The 16,792-nt window shown below is 64.8% G+C and carries 16 protein-coding genes; 7 read left to right on the plus strand and 9 right to left on the minus strand.

Features of this window, described 5'->3' with window-relative positions; all coding sequences use genetic code 11:
- Window positions 1–382: 382 nt before the first annotated feature.
- The 3 genes from K1X15_RS03735 to K1X15_RS03745 form a co-directional block, all read right to left on the minus strand.
- A complete protein-coding gene (locus tag K1X15_RS03735; RefSeq protein ID WP_220306144.1) occupies window positions 383–1,741 on the minus strand; it encodes a GNAT family N-acetyltransferase in 1,359 nt (452 codons plus the stop codon).
- A gap of 101 nt (window positions 1,742–1,842) precedes the next feature.
- Window positions 1,843–2,322, minus strand: a complete 480-nt coding sequence (locus tag K1X15_RS03740) for a hypothetical protein (protein ID WP_220306145.1) — start codon at window positions 2,320–2,322, stop codon at window positions 1,843–1,845.
- Window positions 2,323–2,335: 13 nt separating this feature from the next.
- Window positions 2,336–3,097: a helix-turn-helix transcriptional regulator gene (locus K1X15_RS03745; protein ID WP_220306146.1), complete on the minus strand. Its 762-nt coding sequence runs from the start codon at window positions 3,095–3,097 to the stop codon at window positions 2,336–2,338.
- Between the two features lie 481 nt (window positions 3,098–3,578).
- On the opposite strand from K1X15_RS03745, the gene K1X15_RS03750 reads away from it, so the two are divergent.
- The 4 genes from K1X15_RS03750 to K1X15_RS03765 all read left to right on the plus strand — a co-directional run bounded on the left by K1X15_RS03750 (window position 3,579) and on the right by K1X15_RS03765 (window position 10,219).
- Window positions 3,579–4,529 carry a hypothetical protein gene (locus tag K1X15_RS03750; RefSeq protein WP_220306147.1) on the plus strand — a complete coding sequence of 317 codons (951 nt, stop codon included), beginning with the start codon at window positions 3,579–3,581 and terminating at the stop codon, window positions 4,527–4,529.
- Between the two features lie 93 nt (window positions 4,530–4,622).
- Window positions 4,623–6,593, plus strand: a complete 1,971-nt coding sequence (locus K1X15_RS03755; RefSeq protein ID WP_220306148.1) for a hypothetical protein — start codon at window positions 4,623–4,625, stop codon at window positions 6,591–6,593.
- Window positions 6,594–6,713: 120 nt separating this feature from the next.
- The gene (locus K1X15_RS03760) at window positions 6,714–8,885 is read left to right on the plus strand and encodes a type I secretion system permease/ATPase (protein ID WP_240549729.1); all 2,172 of its coding nucleotides are present in this window, start codon (window positions 6,714–6,716) and stop codon (window positions 8,883–8,885) included.
- Window positions 8,882–10,219, plus strand: coding sequence for an HlyD family type I secretion periplasmic adaptor subunit (locus tag K1X15_RS03765; RefSeq protein ID WP_220306150.1), 1,338 nt, complete (start codon window positions 8,882–8,884; stop codon window positions 10,217–10,219). The genes K1X15_RS03760 and K1X15_RS03765 overlap by 4 nt, the downstream gene beginning before the upstream one ends.
- A gap of 3 nt (window positions 10,220–10,222) precedes the next feature.
- Here K1X15_RS03765 and K1X15_RS03770 read toward each other — a convergent pair whose 3' ends face one another.
- The 4 genes from K1X15_RS03770 to ubiT are packed head-to-tail and all read right to left on the minus strand — an operon-like array spanning window position 10,223 to window position 12,968.
- Complete coding sequence (locus K1X15_RS03770) at window positions 10,223–10,588, minus strand: hypothetical protein (protein ID WP_220306151.1); 366 nt, start codon at window positions 10,586–10,588, stop codon at window positions 10,223–10,225.
- Window positions 10,585–11,490, minus strand: coding sequence for a ubiquinone anaerobic biosynthesis protein UbiV (ubiV, locus tag K1X15_RS03775; RefSeq protein ID WP_220306152.1), 906 nt, complete (start codon window positions 11,488–11,490; stop codon window positions 10,585–10,587). The genes K1X15_RS03770 and ubiV overlap by 4 nt, the downstream gene beginning before the upstream one ends.
- Window positions 11,491–11,492: 2 nt before the next feature.
- Entirely contained in the window at window positions 11,493–12,470 is a 978-nt protein-coding gene (gene ubiU, locus K1X15_RS03780) for a ubiquinone anaerobic biosynthesis protein UbiU (RefSeq protein ID WP_220306153.1), read from the minus strand.
- A 3-nt stretch (window positions 12,471–12,473) separates the two neighbouring features.
- Complete coding sequence (gene ubiT, locus K1X15_RS03785; RefSeq protein WP_220306154.1) at window positions 12,474–12,968, minus strand: ubiquinone anaerobic biosynthesis accessory factor UbiT; 495 nt, start codon at window positions 12,966–12,968, stop codon at window positions 12,474–12,476.
- 108 nt (window positions 12,969–13,076) lie between these two features.
- Here ubiT and K1X15_RS03790 point away from each other — a divergent pair, with 108 nt between their 5' ends.
- Window positions 13,077–14,588, plus strand: coding sequence for a UbiD family decarboxylase (locus K1X15_RS03790; RefSeq protein ID WP_220306155.1), 1,512 nt, complete (start codon window positions 13,077–13,079; stop codon window positions 14,586–14,588).
- The gene (locus K1X15_RS03795) at window positions 14,585–15,169 is read left to right on the plus strand and encodes a UbiX family flavin prenyltransferase (RefSeq protein WP_220306156.1); all 585 of its coding nucleotides are present in this window, start codon (window positions 14,585–14,587) and stop codon (window positions 15,167–15,169) included. The genes K1X15_RS03790 and K1X15_RS03795 overlap by 4 nt, the downstream gene beginning before the upstream one ends.
- On the opposite strand, the gene K1X15_RS03800 is transcribed toward K1X15_RS03795, so the two are convergent.
- Together K1X15_RS03800 and K1X15_RS03805 are read right to left on the minus strand one after the other, a co-directional pair.
- On the minus strand, window positions 15,166–15,852 hold the full coding sequence (locus K1X15_RS03800) for an NnrU family protein (RefSeq protein WP_220306157.1): 687 nt from the start codon (window positions 15,850–15,852) through the stop codon (window positions 15,166–15,168). The genes K1X15_RS03795 and K1X15_RS03800 overlap by 4 nt on opposite strands.
- Window positions 15,849–16,301: a hemerythrin domain-containing protein gene (locus K1X15_RS03805; protein ID WP_220306158.1), complete on the minus strand. Its 453-nt coding sequence runs from the start codon at window positions 16,299–16,301 to the stop codon at window positions 15,849–15,851. Before K1X15_RS03805 ends, K1X15_RS03800 begins: the two co-directional genes overlap by 4 nt.
- 210 nt (window positions 16,302–16,511) lie before the next feature.
- Between K1X15_RS03805 and K1X15_RS03810 the strand changes: the two genes are divergently transcribed.
- A complete protein-coding gene (locus K1X15_RS03810; RefSeq protein ID WP_220306159.1) occupies window positions 16,512–16,757 on the plus strand; it encodes a DUF2249 domain-containing protein in 246 nt (81 codons plus the stop codon).
- The last annotated feature ends 35 nt before the right edge of the window (window positions 16,758–16,792 follow it).

Consider the following 16,792-nt stretch of genomic DNA (forward strand, 5'->3'; position numbering starts at 1 on the left):
GCCGACAATGTCACCAATAACTGCAATTTTGAACCGGACCTTGATCCTGATCAATAAATAGACCGTCCGTGGACTCCCGTAGGCAGCTTGGGCGACCTAGCATAGTTCTTATGGACGACAAGACACACAGACATTTTGTTTGGGCGGCGGAGCAGAATATCGTGCGGTACAGGGACGACCTGGCCCGGGAGCACGATCCGCACCGCCGCGTCCAGCTGGAGCGGGCCTTGAAGGCGGAACTGACGGCACTCCGCCGCCTCAGGGACGAGAGCTCGCAAGGGGCGCGACAAGACTGACCGGTGCAGGGGGCCCAGGTGCCGGCCGGGAGGCGGGAAATCGACCTTCTCGCCACGGGTCTGCGCGCGCTTACTACTGAAATTGCCTAGTGAACGGCCGGCCTGTTGCCGGGAGCCGGTTCGGATGGCGCCGACGCAACATCGGTAGTCTCCGGCAGGGCGCTCTTTGCCCGCAGGGCCCGGGCACGGCCCAGCAGCCGGCGCGCACTCTGGAGCTGGCCGATATATTGCAGCAATTGCCCATAGCGGTAGAGCGCGTCGATATTGTCGGGGTTCTGTGTCAGCACCTGTCCATAGCCGATTGCGGCCTGGCGAAAACGGCCCTGGCGATGGGCGGCCGTTGCCAGAGCAAGCACGGTCGCCGCCGCCCGGGCCTCGATGCCATTGCCGAGGTTGAGACCGGATCGCGTCGTGACGCGCAGGCACTGGAGATGCTCGAGACGCGTGCCGAACAGCGCCTTGTAGGGCTCGTCGCCTCTCAGGAAATCATAGGTGACGAAGTTCTGTTCGATCAGGGCGCGGATCGAATAGGCGTGGAGCAGCAGGCCCGGGGAGGGGCCCTCGAAGCTTTCGTCGCGGCCGGTCATGTAGAAATTGGCGCCTCGCTTGAGCGGATCGAGCATGGTCGCAAGCGCCGCCACCATCTGCCCGTTCTGGCGCAGGATGGGCATGAACAGATGCCCGTTGGCAAAGGCATCCAGCAGCATCTGCCGGTTGGTCGCCAGGATCCTCTGGGCCCGCTCGACACCCTTGCGATCCGACCATTTGGTGAGCCAGAGCGCATTCATCTTTTCGATATCGTCACGGATGCTGGCGGCGGTGGGCTGCGTGATGGTCAGCGACTGGTCGGCTTCGAATGCACGCAGCAATCGCCGCAGCTTCTGCCGCGTATTGGCGCTCAGTTGCTCGAGATAGAGCTCCCATTGCCCTGGCAGGTGCACGACCGGGCAGACCAGATTGTTGACATTGTCGCGCTTGTTGACGCGGAATTCGCTGCTGATCCGGAAGGCCGGATCGGCGAAATGGTTCAGCAACTCCCGGTAGCGCATGTCCCCGGCATCGACATAATCGAAGCTGATCTGGTGCCAGTGCATCAGCTTGAGCGCACCGGCCCTGGCCGGCATGGCCGAATTCAGTCGGGCGGGCAGGGCAACCAGGCCGGTATAGTCCGCCCCGTAATTTCCGGCCATCAGGATTTCCGAAACGCAATGGCCGTCGGGGCGCGCATAGGTGCGCAGGCGCAGCGGCAGGAAGGCCTCGTATTTCGACTTGGCGGTGGGCTTGGCCGCAAGGACGAACCATTGGCCGCCAAAGGCGCGCAGCCAGCGTCGCAGAAAGCGGTGCGACACGAAATAGCGCGCATGCGGATCGGCCAGATAGACCTCGTCCCAGTTCTGGGCGAGCTGGTCAAATCCATCCATCGTATCGACAATTTCCACGATCATGATGGGCGGCCTTTCCCCCAATAATGCCTGACAAGACTAGCAACAGACCTGACGGGCCAATATTACCCGCATCGACTACTGGCCTAGCCAATTTGATCGAGTCAGGGGGCGATCTTGTGATTGCGGATATAGTCCCAGATGTCGCGATTGACCGAAACAATGCGGTCGATGGCCGCGTTCAGGCGGTCCAGTTCGTTGCGGTCCAGCAGTTCCACTTTGCCATAGCGCAGATCCTCGCCGACATCGGCCACGCGCATCAGCTGTGTACTTGCCTCACCCTTTTCGTCGAACGAATAGATGCAGTGGTTGAACTTGTTGCGCAGGCCGCTTTCCTTGCCCAGCCGGTCGGCAAATCCCAGCACGGCCTCCCGGTCTGCCGGGGAGGTGGTGCGAAGCTTGGCGAGGCGCTGGATGAGGTCGAGACGCGCGCGGGTGGTGTTGAGCGTCAGGAAGACCAGGATCGCCGCTTCCTTGGTGGTGCCCATCAACTGCGCGATCAGGTAGATGAACAGGCTCTCCGTATTGGTCCAGACATAGTTCATCCGGCCGACCAGGAGCAGGGTTTCATTGATGGCAATCATGGCTCGGCCTCCCTCAGTCCAGCGGCTTGTCAGGCCTTCGCGACGCGTTGCCCAGCCAGTAGGCGGCCGCCTGGGTGCGGTTGTGCACGCGCAGCTTGCGGATGATGTTATGGACATGGACCTTCACGGTGTATTCGGAGAGGTTCATGCGCGAGGCGATGATCTTGTTCTGAAATCCCATGGAGAGGAGCTTGAGCACTTCCTGCTCGCGATTGGTCAGGTCATCCTGGCGGTCCGCACCATCGGGTTCGGACCACTCCTCCTCCTCCTCCGGGTGGCCCGCGTCATGGTCCAGACTGTGCCCGTCCGCATTGAACGCGCGGCGGAGCAGCACACCCGATGGCAGGTAGATCCCGCCATTGAGCAGCAGGCCGAAGGCCGCCAGCCACAGGGATAGCGACAGGGTCAGGGGAACGACGCCCTGGAGAATGCCACGGCCGACCAGGTCGTCGATCCCCGCCGGCACCTGGGCCGGGCTGCTGACCAGAACCGTCAGGACGGCCTCGGGGTAGAGATGGCGCAACTGGGCGACCCCGGCATCGGCGTCGGCGTCCGGTTCGAGCTGGAAGGCCACCAGCGCCACCCCGCTCTCCTCGCCGTTCAGATGCGAGACCAGTTCAACCTGATAGTCGATGTAGCAATCCGCTACGGCCCGCACCAGGGAGTGCGATATCAGGTCATGCCTGGCCCGGAACAGCATGCGGGGCTGCGGGAGATGGCTCCCGTCATGATGCGACCGGTCGGCCGAAGCGAAGCTTGTGCGGGGGTTCGTCATCCTCGTACTCCTCTCTCTCACTCCCGGCGCCATTGGTCGAAATGCACGCGCCCTGTCGCGAACGCCGGACGCGCCCGCCCCCGGGGGTTAGCCCGAAGGAGCCAACAGGTGCCCAGAAATCACGGCCCCTGACTTGACGCTGGTCAAATTATGCCAGGCCGTGATCAGCCCGACGGGTTAGCTCCAATTGTCGTCTTAACTTCACCGGCCATTCGGGATGGGATCGAGAGGTTCCAGGTGGGCCCTGGAATGGCGGAGTGCCGTTCTGGCGCCGTCGGTCGGTATCCCGGGCAAGTGTGTCAGGGGCGGCCAGTCAGCCCACGGTCAAAGTCGCAATCGCCCTTCATGCCGGCGCCTTAAGCGGGTGTTCTGGCACCGGATGCCCTTGCGCCGATGGCCGGTAACGAAGGCGATATTCGGCACATGACCCTTTTGAGATGAGTGGGGTTCTGCCGATCGCACGACAAGATGGAGGACCACCATGTCCCGCAGCAGGCACAACCACTACAACCCGATCGATCCGTCCCAGGACCAGGATCAGGCTCAGGCCCAGCTTCAGGCCGAACTGCAGGCTCAGCTCCAGGCTGAACTGCAGGCCCAGGACCAGAAGCAGGACCAGGACCAGGATCAGGACCAGAAGCAGGATCAGGATCAGGACCAAAAGCAGGACCAGGACCAGGGCCAGTGGCAGCATTCCAGCAGTGAGAACGAGAATCTCAACGGCAATGGCAATCTGAACGGCAATGGCAACCTGAACGGCAACCTGAACGGCAACCTGAACTACAACGAGAACACCAGCGACACCGACGTGAAGGTGGATGTTGACGTCGATGTTGACCTGGACCTCGACCACCTGCGTGCGCCCGATGACAACGACTTCGGCGACATCGACATGAAGGATGTCAAGTTCGACAATATCTTCATGGCCGATGATGGCTCGTCGATCAGCTTCGATCCGGGTGACGACGTCAACTTCGAAAACATCTTCAACAATGCCTTCGGGGCGGGCAGCAACAACTCTGCCTTCGCGGTCAACCAGATCGCCGACCTCGTCGACAACGACTCCCTGAGTGGCGTCCGGATGGACAATTCCGGCACCTACGACATGCACTGGGAAGCCAAGGGCGGCGACGCCACGGCCGGTGACGGCATTGGCGGCGGCGGTGGCGCTGGCGAATCCGATGGCAAGTATGATGGGCACCATCGCGGCGGCGGTGACAATGACAGCCAGGACAGTGCCGGCTGGCGGATAGATGCGGGCGATGACATCGCTGCCTCGGCTGCTGCAAGTGCCAATGCTGCGCTGAGCTCGAATGCCTTCTCGCAGGAAATCGTGCTGGGCGCGAACCTGCAGCAGAATGCGATCGACGTCACCATCGTGGGCGGCGACACCAATTACACCAGTGTCGGCGGCGAAGAAGCCGAAGCCTGATCGCTCTCCTCAGAGTTCTGCAAACTCGACCTGCGCGCCAACGCGCAGGTCAGCCGTCTTTACGGACGCGCGACCGCATGGGGGAGAAACGCCATGATTGTCTATTCGGCTTTGTATGACGAGAACATTCTGCATTTCATCGGCCAGTGGCACATGGCCACCGAAGGCGCGCGAATGCGCGATGAACTGATCGCATTCCGCCGCCTGCAGCAGCAAGAAGACGAACCCGGCGACGTCGCGAGCTACCGCTTCAACCAGCGGCAATATCACAACATCAAGGACTACCAGCCAGGCGTCGACTACCATCCCCATCAATGGGACCCCACCGGCGCGGCGCCCTTCCACATGCCTCGGCTACCCGCTTGGCCGCAGGATCTGGACGAGACCTTCCACCTGCATGGCCCGCGGCTCGGCGCGCATTGGCCCAGCCTGCACAACTGGTCCTACCCCGACCTTGTCCACGTCATCGACTCACCGGGCCAGGTCCTTCTCATCGCCAACCAGGCGATCTATCTCGAAGACAACGACATTCTCGATCTTGTCGGCGGCGACCTGCCCGAACTCGATCCGACCTTGACCCATCGCCTGCTGGAACTGGCCGCCAGGGCAGAGGCGATCGACCTCCTCAATGTGCTGGGCATGCCCCATAACGAGTCCGACCTGGGGACCATCGTAACGACGGCGCACGAGATCGTTTCCGAGCTGACGGAGGACAGCCCCGATGTGGTGGCGCTCGGCCCGAGCCTGTCGGGTGGGTTCATGAACGGTGAGGCCACCGACGAGCCGCCGCTGCTTGACGACCTGCTCCCGGGCCCCTTCCTGCCGGACCCCGAGGCCGAGCCCAGGGAGACCGACTACATCATCAAGACCCAGAACGAAGTGGGAGACGGCGGACTGGCCCTTCAGGCCGGCGCAAACATGGCCATGAACGCGGCCGTCATCAGCGATGTGGGCTTGCTGGGTGGGGTCATAGCAGTAGCGGGCAATGTGTACCGGCTCGACGCCATCATCCAGTCCAACGCCTATAGCGACACCGATCATGTCAACGGCGAGTTGATCCCGACGGAGGACAACGGCACGACCACCGTCAACTACGCCTCGTTCGCACACGTGCCCATGGCCTATGTGGCTCCGACCCCGGCAGGCGAAGACACCGGTGGTCCCGACAACTGGGTCATCAGCGTCGTCGATGGCGACCTGATCTTTGCCCAATGGGTCGTGCAGAGCAATTTCGTTATCGACAACGACATCCACGTGCTCACCGAGACCGGCGCCTATTCGAATTTCGTGACCGGCGCCAATATGGCGCACAACATCCTTGATTTCAGCGACCTGGGGAAAGTCTATGACCTGATCCTGATCGGCGGCAATCTCTATGACGCTAACATCATCTCGCAGATGAACGTCCTGCTTGATGACGACTGGCTCGATCTGGCCGGGAGCGGCGGGTCTGGGGGGACCAACGAGACCAGCGGCAACCTTCTCTACAATGGCGCCAGCATCACCAATATGGGCGCGCAGAACTGGCTGGACGGCCTGCCGTCTCACTATCTGGAGGCACTCGAGCGGCTTTCCGCCGGCGGTGGCAAGATGCCCGAAGGATTTGGCGATGATGCGGCCTTTACCGGCTTTGACACCATTTCGGTGCTGGTGGTCACGGGCAATGTCTATGACCTTTGCTACATCAGCCAGACCAATGTGGTCGGCGACTCCGACCTGGTTGCCGCCGCCGAAGCGGCTGCCCTGCAGAAGGCCGTGGATAGCGGCAGCAATTGGGACATTTCGACGGGGGAGAATGCACTGGTCAACACGGCCTCCATTCTCGACACCGACAGCCTCGGTGACATCGCCTATGTCGGTGGCCGGCTCTATTCGGACGCGGTGCTGATCCAGTCCGAAATCCTCTCAGGGCCCACCGAGGGCGGCCCGGACGCGCTGGTCAACGAGGCCATCGCCTTCATTACCGCCGACGACTGCGACGGTGTCTTCACGGCCGATGACGGGGTCAACCTCGTGCCGACCGACAGCACCAGCGTGGACGTCCTGAGTTCCGTTTTGACCTAGGGGCAAGCCATGACCGTACACCCAGACGACGAGCCGCGGGAGCCCGTGCAGGACGACATTGACCCGGTCGAGTCACCCCAGGACGACAGCGACCCAGAGGGCTATCTCCATCAGATCGAGATGGCGGCCGGGACGCTGACCGAAATGGCCGAAGGGGGTGCGGCGGAGCCCCGCGATCCGCATCCCGAAGAGACCGAGGCCAGGCTCTATGCCGCGGTCGAGGATGCGATCGGCGACGAGGCAGACGAACAAGGCGAGCAACCGCGCGTCGAAATCCAGGAACCGGAGCGGCCCGCCCGCAGCGCGAGGCCGGAGGCGCAGCCCCGGGAGGCTGACGAAATCTTGACCGCGCGGCCGCTTCGCGAGGCGTCACGGGGCGGCCCGGCCGCTCCACTCTCACCCGTGGTCGACATCGACCGGGGGCCGATCCTGGCCGAGCAGGACGACGAAGACGACAAGAAGGGGGAAGAAGGGAGCGGCACACCGGCGACCACCAGGGGCAGCCGGCGCGGCACCCCCGAGGCGCGCAACGACAATGGCGCCAATTTCCACCGCCGGGTCAAACCCGTCAGCTTTGCCGAGGCCTATCACAACGCATTCACCACCGTGCGCCGCAACCTGGTCCTGGTGATGTTCTTCACCGTCTTTGTGAACATCTTGGTGCTGGCCATCCCGGTCTATCTGTTCCAGATGTCGGACCGGGTGCTGACCAGTCGCTCGCTGGACACGCTGGTGATGCTCACTGTCTTCGTGATCGGCGCCATCGTGGCCCAGGTGCTGCTCGACGCAACGCGGCGCCACATTCTCATGCGCACGGCGGTGGAAGCCGAGGTGCAACTGGGCGCGCCGGTGCTGAGCGCCGCGGCGCGCGCCTCGCTCAACAGCAATGGCCGGGAATACCAGACCCTTGCCGACCTGCAGCAGATCCGGTCCTTCCTGACCTCGGGAACCCTGTTGGCCTTTCTCGATGCCCCCATGGCGCCACTCTTCGTGCTGGTCGTCTATCTGATCCATCCCCATCTGGGATTTATCGTGGTGGGGTCGTCGCTGATCCTGCTGATAATCGCGACGCTCAACCAGCGGCTGACGGCGCAGCCTTTCGGCGAGGCGAACACCTTTCTGGGGCGGGCCAATGCGCATCTGGAATCGATGTCGCGCAATTCCCAGATCATCAACGCCCTGGCCATGATCCCCGAGGCCGTGCGCATCTGGGGCAAGGATACAGCCGGCTCGCTGAAAGCCCAGGTGCGGGCGCAGGACCTCAATATCGTCTTTGCGGCGCTCTCCAAGGCCACGCGCCTGGTCACCCAGGTCTCGCTGCTCGGCTGGGGCGCCTATCTCGCCCTTGGCGGTCACCTGACCGGTGGCATGGTGATTGCGGCGTCCATCGTCTCGGGCAGGGCGCTGGGCCCCATCGAGGGCGCCATCGAGGGGTGGAACAGCGTCGTCCAGGCCCGCTCGGCCCTTGGCCGGGTCCGTACGCTGCTGCAGAACTCGCCGCTCAACTTCGCCCGCTTGCGCCTGCCATCGCCGCAGGGCCGGCTGGATGTCGAGCGCGTGCTGTTCGTGCCGCCGCCCAACAAGAAGGTCATTCTCAACGGTATCACCTTCTCGCTGCAGCCCGGAGAATCGCTGGCCATCATCGGCAGCTCGGGCGCCGGCAAGACCACGCTGGGCAAGATGCTCGTCGGCTCCATCCTGCCCACCTCGGGAAATGTGCGGCTGGACCTGATGGACCTGCGCAACTGGGACCCGCGGCAGTTCGGCGAGAGCGTCGGCTATCTGCCACAGGACGTGCAGCTGTTCCCCGGCACCATCAAGGCCAATATCGCCCGCATGCGCGAGGATATTTCCGATCGGGCCATCTTCGATGCTGCCGTTCTCGCCGACGTGCATGAGCTGATTTCGACGCTGCCCCAGGGCTATGAAACCTATGTCGCCGGCGACGGCTCGCCGCTCTCGGGCGGCCAGAAGCAGCGCGTGGCGCTGGCCCGCGCCTTCCTCGGCAATCCGCGCCTGGTGGTTCTGGACGAACCAAATTCCAATCTCGACAGCCAGGGCGAGATAGCGCTTGCCCGGGCGCTCAAGCACGCCAAGGCGCAGAACATCACAGTGGTCACCATCACCCAGCGCCCGGCACTGCTTAGCGCCGTCGACAAGATCATGGTGCTCAACAATGGCGCGGTGGCGCTGTTCGGCGCCCGCGACAAGGTGATGACGGCGCTCTCCCAGCGGAGCAATTCGAACCCAGTCAAAACCACGGATGCCGCAATGCAGGGAGCCGCCGAATGACCGTCGTCAACGCCCATGCCATAGACCTTGAATGGTATCGCGATGTGCCGCGCTCGATCCGCCGCCACGCCATTTTCGGCGTTGGCCTGGTGGCCATCGCCTTCGGCGGCTTTGGTGTCTGGGCATCGACCGCGCCGCTGGCTGCCGCAGTCATCTCCCAGGGTACATTCGTGGCCACCGGGCAGAACAAGGTCATCCAGCACCTTGAAGGCGGCATCATTGAGGATCTGGCGGTGGGGGAGGGGGAACTGGTCAAGGCCGGGCAGGTGCTCGTTACCCTCGACAATACTGCGGCGCTGGCTACTGAACGGCAATTGCTGATGCGCGAGCTGCGCCTGGAGGCCATACTCAAGCGGCTCAACGACGAGGCGCTCAATGCGCGCAGCTTCACTGAGCCCGAAGGCGACCCCAAGGCGATGACCGAGGAGGCCCGGCAGGTCTATGACAGCCAGCGCGCGCATTTCGTGTCCTGGCGCGAAAAGCTGGACAACGATCTGGCACTCTACCAGCACAATGTCGATGCGCTCAACTTCCGCCGCGGCGGCGAGCAGAGCCAGCTCCAGTCCATGGAACGGCAGCGCGAATTGCTGCTGTTCGAGCTGCAGTCGCGCACCACCCTGCTCGAAAAGGGCCTGGTCACCCGCTCCGAGGTGATGGAATTGCAGCGCGCCGTGGCCGATGCTGACGGCGATATCGCCCGTCTCTCGGCAGAGATGCAGGAGATCGACGCGCAGATCGCCAAATATATGGGCGAAATGGTGCAGGTGCAGGATGGCGCGCGCCAGACGGCGCTCAACGAGGTGCAGTCGGTGGAAATCGAGCTCGACTCGGTGCGGGAGCAGATCCGGCACGCGCGCAATGTGCTCGAGCGCACCCAGATCCGCTCGCCCGTGGATGGCAAGGTGGTCCGCATCCATTACCACACCACCGGTGGCGTGGTCGAAAGCGGCAAGCCGATCATGGAGATCCTGCCCAGCGGCGTGCCGCTGCTGATCGAAACCATGATTTCGCGCAACCAGATCGACGACGTGCGGCAGGGCGAGCCGGTGGCCGTCCGCCTGATTGCGCTGAGCCAACGCACCACGCCCGTGCTCGAGGGGCGGCTGGACTACCTTTCTGCAGACTCCATCCGCGAGGGGTCGTCGAATGGGCAGCCCGAGGTCTATCTGGCCCGCGTCACGATCTCGGCTGATGAGATCGCGCGGGTGCCCGGCTTCGTCCCCACGCCGGGCATGCCTGCCGAAGTCATGGTGCAGACGGCCGAGCGGACCTTCTTCGACTATCTGGCCAAGCCCATCAGCGACAGCATGAGCCGCGCCTTCCGCGAGAACTGATCGCTACCGGCCGCCACGCACCGCGCCGATCGCCCGGAGGTCGGCTGCCCCCTGCGCGGCGTGATCGGCAATGTCCTCGAACAGATGCGCCAGTTCGGCGAAGACGCTGAGATCGGCCTCCTCGAAACCGATTTCTTCGAGCTCGGCGAGGAGCTCCACCAGCGCCGCGATGGCAGCTCGGTGATGGCGCGAGGCGATCAGGTGGCGCCGGGCCTCGCGCTGGACCTCCATACTCATGAACCGCCCCAGCGCATCGTGCACGCGCTGGCGGCAGGTGCAATCGAGCGCCACCGTGCCGATGATGGCGCGGATGCGTTCGACCAGCGCCTCCGGCTCCGACGCGTCGGGCTGGTCGGCCTGCCGGCTCACGCCGCGACCCAGTCCATGCCGGCCGCGCCATGGAGGAAGCCATTGGCGAAGGGCGCGCCCGGATAGATAGCGCCGAGCCTGGCAATGCCGTCTTCGGCGGACATCTCCCGGTCCCGGACCGCGGCATAGATGGCGGCGACCGCCACCATGTCGCAATCCTGCGGCGAGAGGCGCAGATGCGTCACGCCCATCCGCGCCAGAGCGGGCAACTCGCCCAGCAGCACCTGGCAATGTCGGGACATGGTCTGCACGCCGTTGAGGCTGAGGAATGGCTGGCCATCCATCGTGTCCACGTCGAGCCCGTCGGGGTCCTCGCCGCACACGAACTGGCAATTGTCCTTGCTGTGCCCCTTGGCCCTTGCATGGGCGCAGCGCGCCGAAATGGCCAGCGGCAGGCGGCCAAAGGCGATGATCTCGAATTCGGTCCCGGGCGCGCCGGCGGTGATCGCCGCGATCGAGGCGGCCGGCAATTCGGGGCCGAGGCAGATGCGGGTGGCGCCGCGCCGGGCCAGCAGCCTTGCGGTAGCGCCATTATAGACATTGACGAAGGGCCCCACGAGATGCGGCTTGCCGGCCAGCTCGCGCAGGGCCGAGAGGTCATTGGCCTCGGCCAGCGGCGCCTCGCGGGCCAGGCGCCGGGTCTGGGCGGCCTCGCGCTCCTGGGTAACCAGTGCGAGCGAGGCCAGCGCGACCGATTTTCCGGCAGCGGTCAGCCGCTCCACCACCTGGGGCAGGAAGGGCCGGGTGAAGTGGTCCCGCTTGGAACAGACCACCTCACCCAGCGTCACCGCATCGACATGCCCCGATTCAGCGATGCGGTAATAGAAGTCGCGCCATTTCTCGCCGGACCAGAGAAACGGCACCGGACCAATGGTGATTTTGAGGTCGGCAGTTTCGGACATGCTCACCGCCATTTCTTCTCATAGGCGCCGGATGTGGTGCTTTGCCCCTCCGACAGGCGGCGCAGGCGCGCCAGCATCTGCGGCCGGTCCGCGGCGGGCGCCGCGAGGGCGGCGCGGAGGCTCGAGACCACTTCGGCCACATAGGCCTTGCCTCTTTGCCGCCCCTCGATCTTGAGGGCGGTGACCCCGGCGGCCTGCAGGGCATCGAGATGGTCCATGACGTCGAGGCTCACCGGGTCTTCGAAGGCATAGCCCTCGTCTCCGGCAATGTGGAACCGGCCCTTGCAGAGGGTCGGATAGCCCGCCGCCTCGCCTGGTCCGAAGCGGTTGATGGTGAAGCCAGCCAATTCCGAGACCATGTCATCGCCATCCTCGCGGTAGCGCACATGGCTGGCGGGCGAGCATACGCCCTGCATGTTCGGCGACTGGCCGGTGACATAGGAGGACAGCGAGCAGCGCCCCTCGGCCATGACACAGAGGCCGCCAAAGGCGAAGACTTCGAGTTCGCAATCGACCTGCCGGGCCAGCGCCGCGATTTCGGCGACCGTCAGCACGCGCGGCAGCACCAGCCGTTTTGCTCCAAAACTCTCCACCAGGAGGTTGACCGCATCGGTATTGGATGCGGAGGCCTGGACCGAGACATGCAGGCGCTGCTCGGGATAGGTGGAGGCCACATAGTCCATCAGCGCCATGTCGGCGAGGATCAGCGCATCGGCGCCCGCGGCCACGGCATCGTCCGCAGCGCGGTACCAGAGATCCTCGTTTCCGGCGCGCATGAAGGTGTTGAGCGCCACATAGGTCTGCACGCCCCGCGACCGGCCAAACGCGATAGCGCTCTGCAACTCCTCTGGCATGAAGTTGAGCCCGGGAAAATTGCGGGCATTGGTCTCGTTGCGGAAGCCGCAATAGACGGCATCGGCGCCGGCTTCCACGGCTTCACGAAAGGCGGCCGGCGTGCCGGCGGGACAGATGAGTTCCATGGCTCAGCCCAGCCCGGCCAGGGCACGGCGGCGCACCAGTTCGGCCACCTGCCGGAACGGTTGCGCGAAGGGTCCGGCCAGACCCGCCAGGTCGCTGGGCAGGTCGAAGCCGCTATCATCGAGGCCATTACGCAGGGCCAGCATGGCCTGCATGTCGCCGGTCACGGTCAGGCTGCGCGAAAAGAACACCGCATCGCCATCGATCCGTCCTTCCAGCAGCGCCAGGAGGGTCAGCAATGGTCCCGAGATATTGGCATGGGCCGCCGGCGCGTCTTTCTTGCGGCAGGCGCGGATGGTGCGCCCGGCGGGGTGCACGATGAAGCTCAGGTCAAGGTCCGCCGGCGTGAACCGGAAATATTTGTCGGCCTCCGCGCCGAGGCGATCGAACAGGTCAGGATGCTGCTGCAACGCGCGCTGGAACACCTGGTCGACAAGGCGCTGCACCAAGGCGATAGGCATGCGGTTGATGACAAGGGATAGCGGGCGCGGCAGCAGCATCTGGCAGCTCCTGTTGAGTGGGCAGCGGGTGACCACTAACCGGTCCTGCCCGCCAGCACCTTGATGTAGCGCAAGGAACTCCGAACATGGCTCTGGCAAGGCTGGCGCATGACCGCCCCCCTATTGCCGCGCCCCAGGCACCCCATCGCCGCTGATCTGTCAGAGTTTGCCGCACTTCTGGAGGCCCGCGGTCTGCTGCGCCGGATCGCGCATCCGGTGTCGATGCGGCACGAGATCACCGAAATCCACCGGCGCGTGCTGGCGGCCGATGGTCCCGCATTGCTGTTCGAGCACCCCGTCATGGTCGATGGCACGCCCTCGCCCATGCCCGTGCTGGTCAATCTCTTCGGCACTACCGAGCGCATTGCCCTGGGCATGGGCCTGGATGCGGCCGATCTGGTAGGGCTGGGGGAGGGGCTGGCGCAATTACGGACACCGCACCCGCCGCGCGATCTCGGAGGCGCCTGGGCGCAGCGCGACATGTTGCGGGCCGCCCTCAGCCTGCGCACGCGAACCGTGGCGCGGCCTGCCTGCCGGGAAATCGTCTGGCGCGGCAAGGACATCGATCTGTCGCGGCTGCCGATCCAGGTCTGCTGGCCAGGGGAGCCGGCGCCGCTGATCACCTGGCCGCTGGTCATCACCCGGGCGCCCGACGATCCGGGCGATATCAATGTCGGCGTCTATCGCATGCAGGTCCTTGGCCCGGATCGCGCCATCGTCCGCTGGCTGCCCAGCCGCGGCGGCGCCCGGCACCACCGGCTGTGGCAGGCAAAGGGCAAGGACATGCCCATCGCCATTGCCATCGGCGCCGATCCGGCAACGCTGCTGGCCGCCGTCATGCCGCTGCCCGATGGGCTGAACGAAATGGCCTTCGCCGGGGTGCTGCGGCGGCGACCGACCCCGGTGGCGAGGGCGCTGACCATTGCATTGCCAGTGCCCGCCACGGCGGAAATCGTGCTTGAGGGGGTGGTGAGTGCCACTGAAACCGCACCCGAGGGGCCCTATGGCGACCACACGGGCTATTACAATTCCGTCGAGCCCTTTCCTGTGGTGAGCCTCAGCGCCATCACCATGCGCCGCCAGCCGGTCTATCTCTCCACTTATACCGGGCGCCCGCCCGATGAGCCCTCGCGCCTTGGCGCGGCAATGACACCGCTCTTCGTGCCGCTGGCCCGACAGCAATTCCCGGAAATCCGCGATCTGTGGCTGCCGCCCGAGGCCTGCTCCTACCGGACCATGGTGTTTGCCATCGACAAGCGCTATCCCGGCCAGGCCCGGCGGGTGATGATGGGGCTGTGGTCCATGCTGCCGCAATTCAGCATGACCAAGCTGATCATTGCGGTCGATCCCGATATCGATGTCCGCGACTGGGCGGACGTGATGTGGGCGCTCTCGACGCGCTTCGATGCATCCCGCGATCTGCTCTCCATCGCGGACACGCCCATCGATTATCTCGATTTTGCCTCGCCCCGGCCAGGCCTCGGGGGGAAGCTCGGCCTGGATGCCACCACCAAGATCGGCGCGGAAACGGAGCGCGAGTGGGGGCGTCCGCTGGTCATGTCCGATGCGATCAGGACCCGCGTCGATGCCATCTGGACCCAGTTGGGTCTCCAGCCATGAGCGGGGCACATCGCGTCGTGCTGGCGCTGACCGGCGCTTCGGGCGCCGCCATCGGCTTGCGCGTGGCGGAACGGCTCGCTTCCCGGCCGGAGGTTGCGACCGACCTGGTGGTGTCGCCTGCCGCCCGCCGCACCCTGGCCGAGGAGGTCGGGGCCACGGCCTTTGAAAGACTGGTGGGGCTGGCGGAGACCGTCCATGATGCCACCAATATCGGCGCCACCATCGCCAGCGGGTCCTGTCGCACCGCCGGCATGATCATTGCTCCCTGTTCCATGCGCTCCCTGGCTGCCATCGCCGCCGGCATTACCGACAATCTGGTGACAAGGGCAGCCGATGTTCACCTCAAGGAGCGGCGGAAACTGGTGCTGCTGGCGCGGGAAACGCCGCTGCATCTGGGCCATTTGCGCAATATGGTGGCCGTGACCGAGATGGGTGCCATCGTCATGCCGCCGGTCCCCGCCTTCTATCACCGGCCGCAATCTTTGGCCGAGATCGTCGACCATCTGGCCGCGCGGGCCATCGATCTGCTGGGCCTGCCGGGCGGCCCCGAGGCCCAGGCCTGGGACGGCGGCGTTGATTAGCTCGCTGCCAGCACCAGCGGGTCGGCACCGAAGAGCGCGGCATGGCCGCCCAGCAGCAGCCAGGCCGTGAGCAGGGCGGCGCCAGCAATACCGATGCCGAGGGGCAGGTCGAGGCGCAGCCGGCTGCGACCCGCCAGCATGGCTGCGAAGGGCAGCACCGAAGAGGTCTCGGACAGCCGCGTCCAGTCGGAACCCAGGCGACGCCGACTGCGCCGATCGGTCATCACCATGCCGAACACAGCGAACAGGCCCAACGCCCCGAAGAGCATCAGGCTGCGCACGTCGCCATTGGCCAGCACATGGCTGGCGGCCCAGAGAACGAAGCCCCACAGCACCGGGTGGCGGGTAATGGCCGTGATGGCGCCGGGATGATCAGAGCCGCGGCGGAAGCTGATGGAAAGTGGGTTGGGGCTGGCAAGTCCGGCAATCAGCAGCACCAGAGCGACCGGGACCAGGACCAGCGCCAGCCACGCCTGCCAGGCCGCGGGCGGCCAGAGTTCGAGATAATCGAGCGCCAGGGCAGATTGGAACACCCAGACCAGGCTCGCAATCGAAGCGATGGAATAGAGCGCCAGATAGGGGCGGCGCCCCAACCGCGCGACCAGGCCCTGGCGGATTGCGGGTATGGCGGGAACGGAATGCAGGGCCAGAAAAAGCGCGAAGGCAAGTAGAAACTGGATCAATGCAGATGTCCGCCTCGTGGAGCGACGTTGACGATCAGCGAGAGCAGGTCCATTTCCGCATAGACATGGCGGCGGATGCTCTCGAAAAAGCTGCGCAGCAGATAGCCGGTCGCGTCGGGTGACAATACGGAGCGGCCCGAGACGAGGTCAACAAGGGCTTCCTCGACTTCGATGGCGACCTGGTCGTCATAGTCGTGCTCCTGCCGCAGGCGTTCGGCGGCCTGGCGCATTTCGGCGCGCTCCGAGGCCAGCAGCATCGGCAGCAGCACCTGGTTCTCCTGCAGATGGGTCTCGGTCACCAGCCTGACCAGGCTGACCACGAGCCGGTTGCATAGCGCCAGGGGCACGCTGCCGGGCAGGCCGTCCGCGATCAGCTCCAGCATGTCGCAGGCCTCGAGAAGCCGCTCGTAGCAATTCTTGAGTGCGTCGAGCGCGACGTCCTGGGTCATCCCCACACCTTCCCGTTTCAGTCCATTCCCTTTTAGTGGCCGCACTCAGGGCCGACTTTGCTTTGGATCAAGGCGCGGTGCCGCCCGGATGGGGCAAGAGAGTTTGCGCTGCGACAAAGTGAGCCCGGACCGTTCCGTCCTAGCTTGGCCAGGGTCGGGACGCAGGACCGCCGCCCGCCGTCATTTTCATCAGCGGTCAGGACAGGACAGATGGCAGACAAGGAACTGGCCTTCATCGATGTGCGCACCATCCAGCCGCGGGAGCGGCATCCGAAAATCTTTGCCATGGCCAATGACCTGGCCGTCGGGGACAGCTTCGTGATCGTCAACGACCACGATCCGCGGCCGCTGCACTATCAGTTGCAGGCCGAATATCCCGGCCAGTTCTCCTGGACCTATCTCGAGAGCGGCCCGGAGGTCTGGCGGGTGCAACTGGGCCGCGCCGAGGCGGCCTGAGACACATTGGGGAACCGGCCCGTTCGGTTCCCCTG

The organism is Devosia salina (assembly GCF_019504385.1).
Classification (GTDB): domain Bacteria; phylum Pseudomonadota; class Alphaproteobacteria; order Rhizobiales; family Devosiaceae; genus Devosia; species Devosia salina.

What these genes read in the sequence shown, in the direction of transcription:
- K1X15_RS03735 (WP_220306144.1), bottom strand. Translation starts at nt 1,741, where the DNA reads ATGATCGTGGAAATTGTCGATACGATGGATGGATTTGACCAGCTCGCC.
- K1X15_RS03740 (WP_220306145.1), bottom strand. Translation starts at nt 2,322, where the DNA reads ATGATTGCCATCAATGAAACCCTGCTCCTGGTCGGCCGGATGAACTAT.
- K1X15_RS03745 (WP_220306146.1), bottom strand. Translation starts at nt 3,097, where the DNA reads ATGACGAACCCCCGCACAAGCTTCGCTTCGGCCGACCGGTCGCATCAT.
- K1X15_RS03750 (WP_220306147.1), top strand. Translation starts at nt 3,579, where the DNA reads ATGTCCCGCAGCAGGCACAACCACTACAACCCGATCGATCCGTCCCAG.
- K1X15_RS03755 (WP_220306148.1), top strand. Translation starts at nt 4,623, where the DNA reads ATGATTGTCTATTCGGCTTTGTATGACGAGAACATTCTGCATTTCATC.
- K1X15_RS03760 (WP_240549729.1), top strand. Translation starts at nt 6,714, where the DNA reads ATGGCGGCCGGGACGCTGACCGAAATGGCCGAAGGGGGTGCGGCGGAG.
- K1X15_RS03765 (WP_220306150.1), top strand. Translation starts at nt 8,882, where the DNA reads ATGACCGTCGTCAACGCCCATGCCATAGACCTTGAATGGTATCGCGAT.
- ubiV (WP_220306152.1), bottom strand. Translation starts at nt 11,490, where the DNA reads ATGTCCGAAACTGCCGACCTCAAAATCACCATTGGTCCGGTGCCGTTT.
- ubiU (WP_220306153.1), bottom strand. Translation starts at nt 12,470, where the DNA reads ATGGAACTCATCTGTCCCGCCGGCACGCCGGCCGCCTTTCGTGAAGCC.
- ubiT (WP_220306154.1), bottom strand. Translation starts at nt 12,968, where the DNA reads ATGCTGCTGCCGCGCCCGCTATCCCTTGTCATCAACCGCATGCCTATC.
- K1X15_RS03790 (WP_220306155.1), top strand. Translation starts at nt 13,077, where the DNA reads ATGACCGCCCCCCTATTGCCGCGCCCCAGGCACCCCATCGCCGCTGAT.
- K1X15_RS03795 (WP_220306156.1), top strand. Translation starts at nt 14,585, where the DNA reads ATGAGCGGGGCACATCGCGTCGTGCTGGCGCTGACCGGCGCTTCGGGC.
- K1X15_RS03805 (WP_220306158.1), bottom strand. Translation starts at nt 16,301, where the DNA reads ATGACCCAGGACGTCGCGCTCGACGCACTCAAGAATTGCTACGAGCGG.
- K1X15_RS03810 (WP_220306159.1), top strand. Translation starts at nt 16,512, where the DNA reads ATGGCAGACAAGGAACTGGCCTTCATCGATGTGCGCACCATCCAGCCG.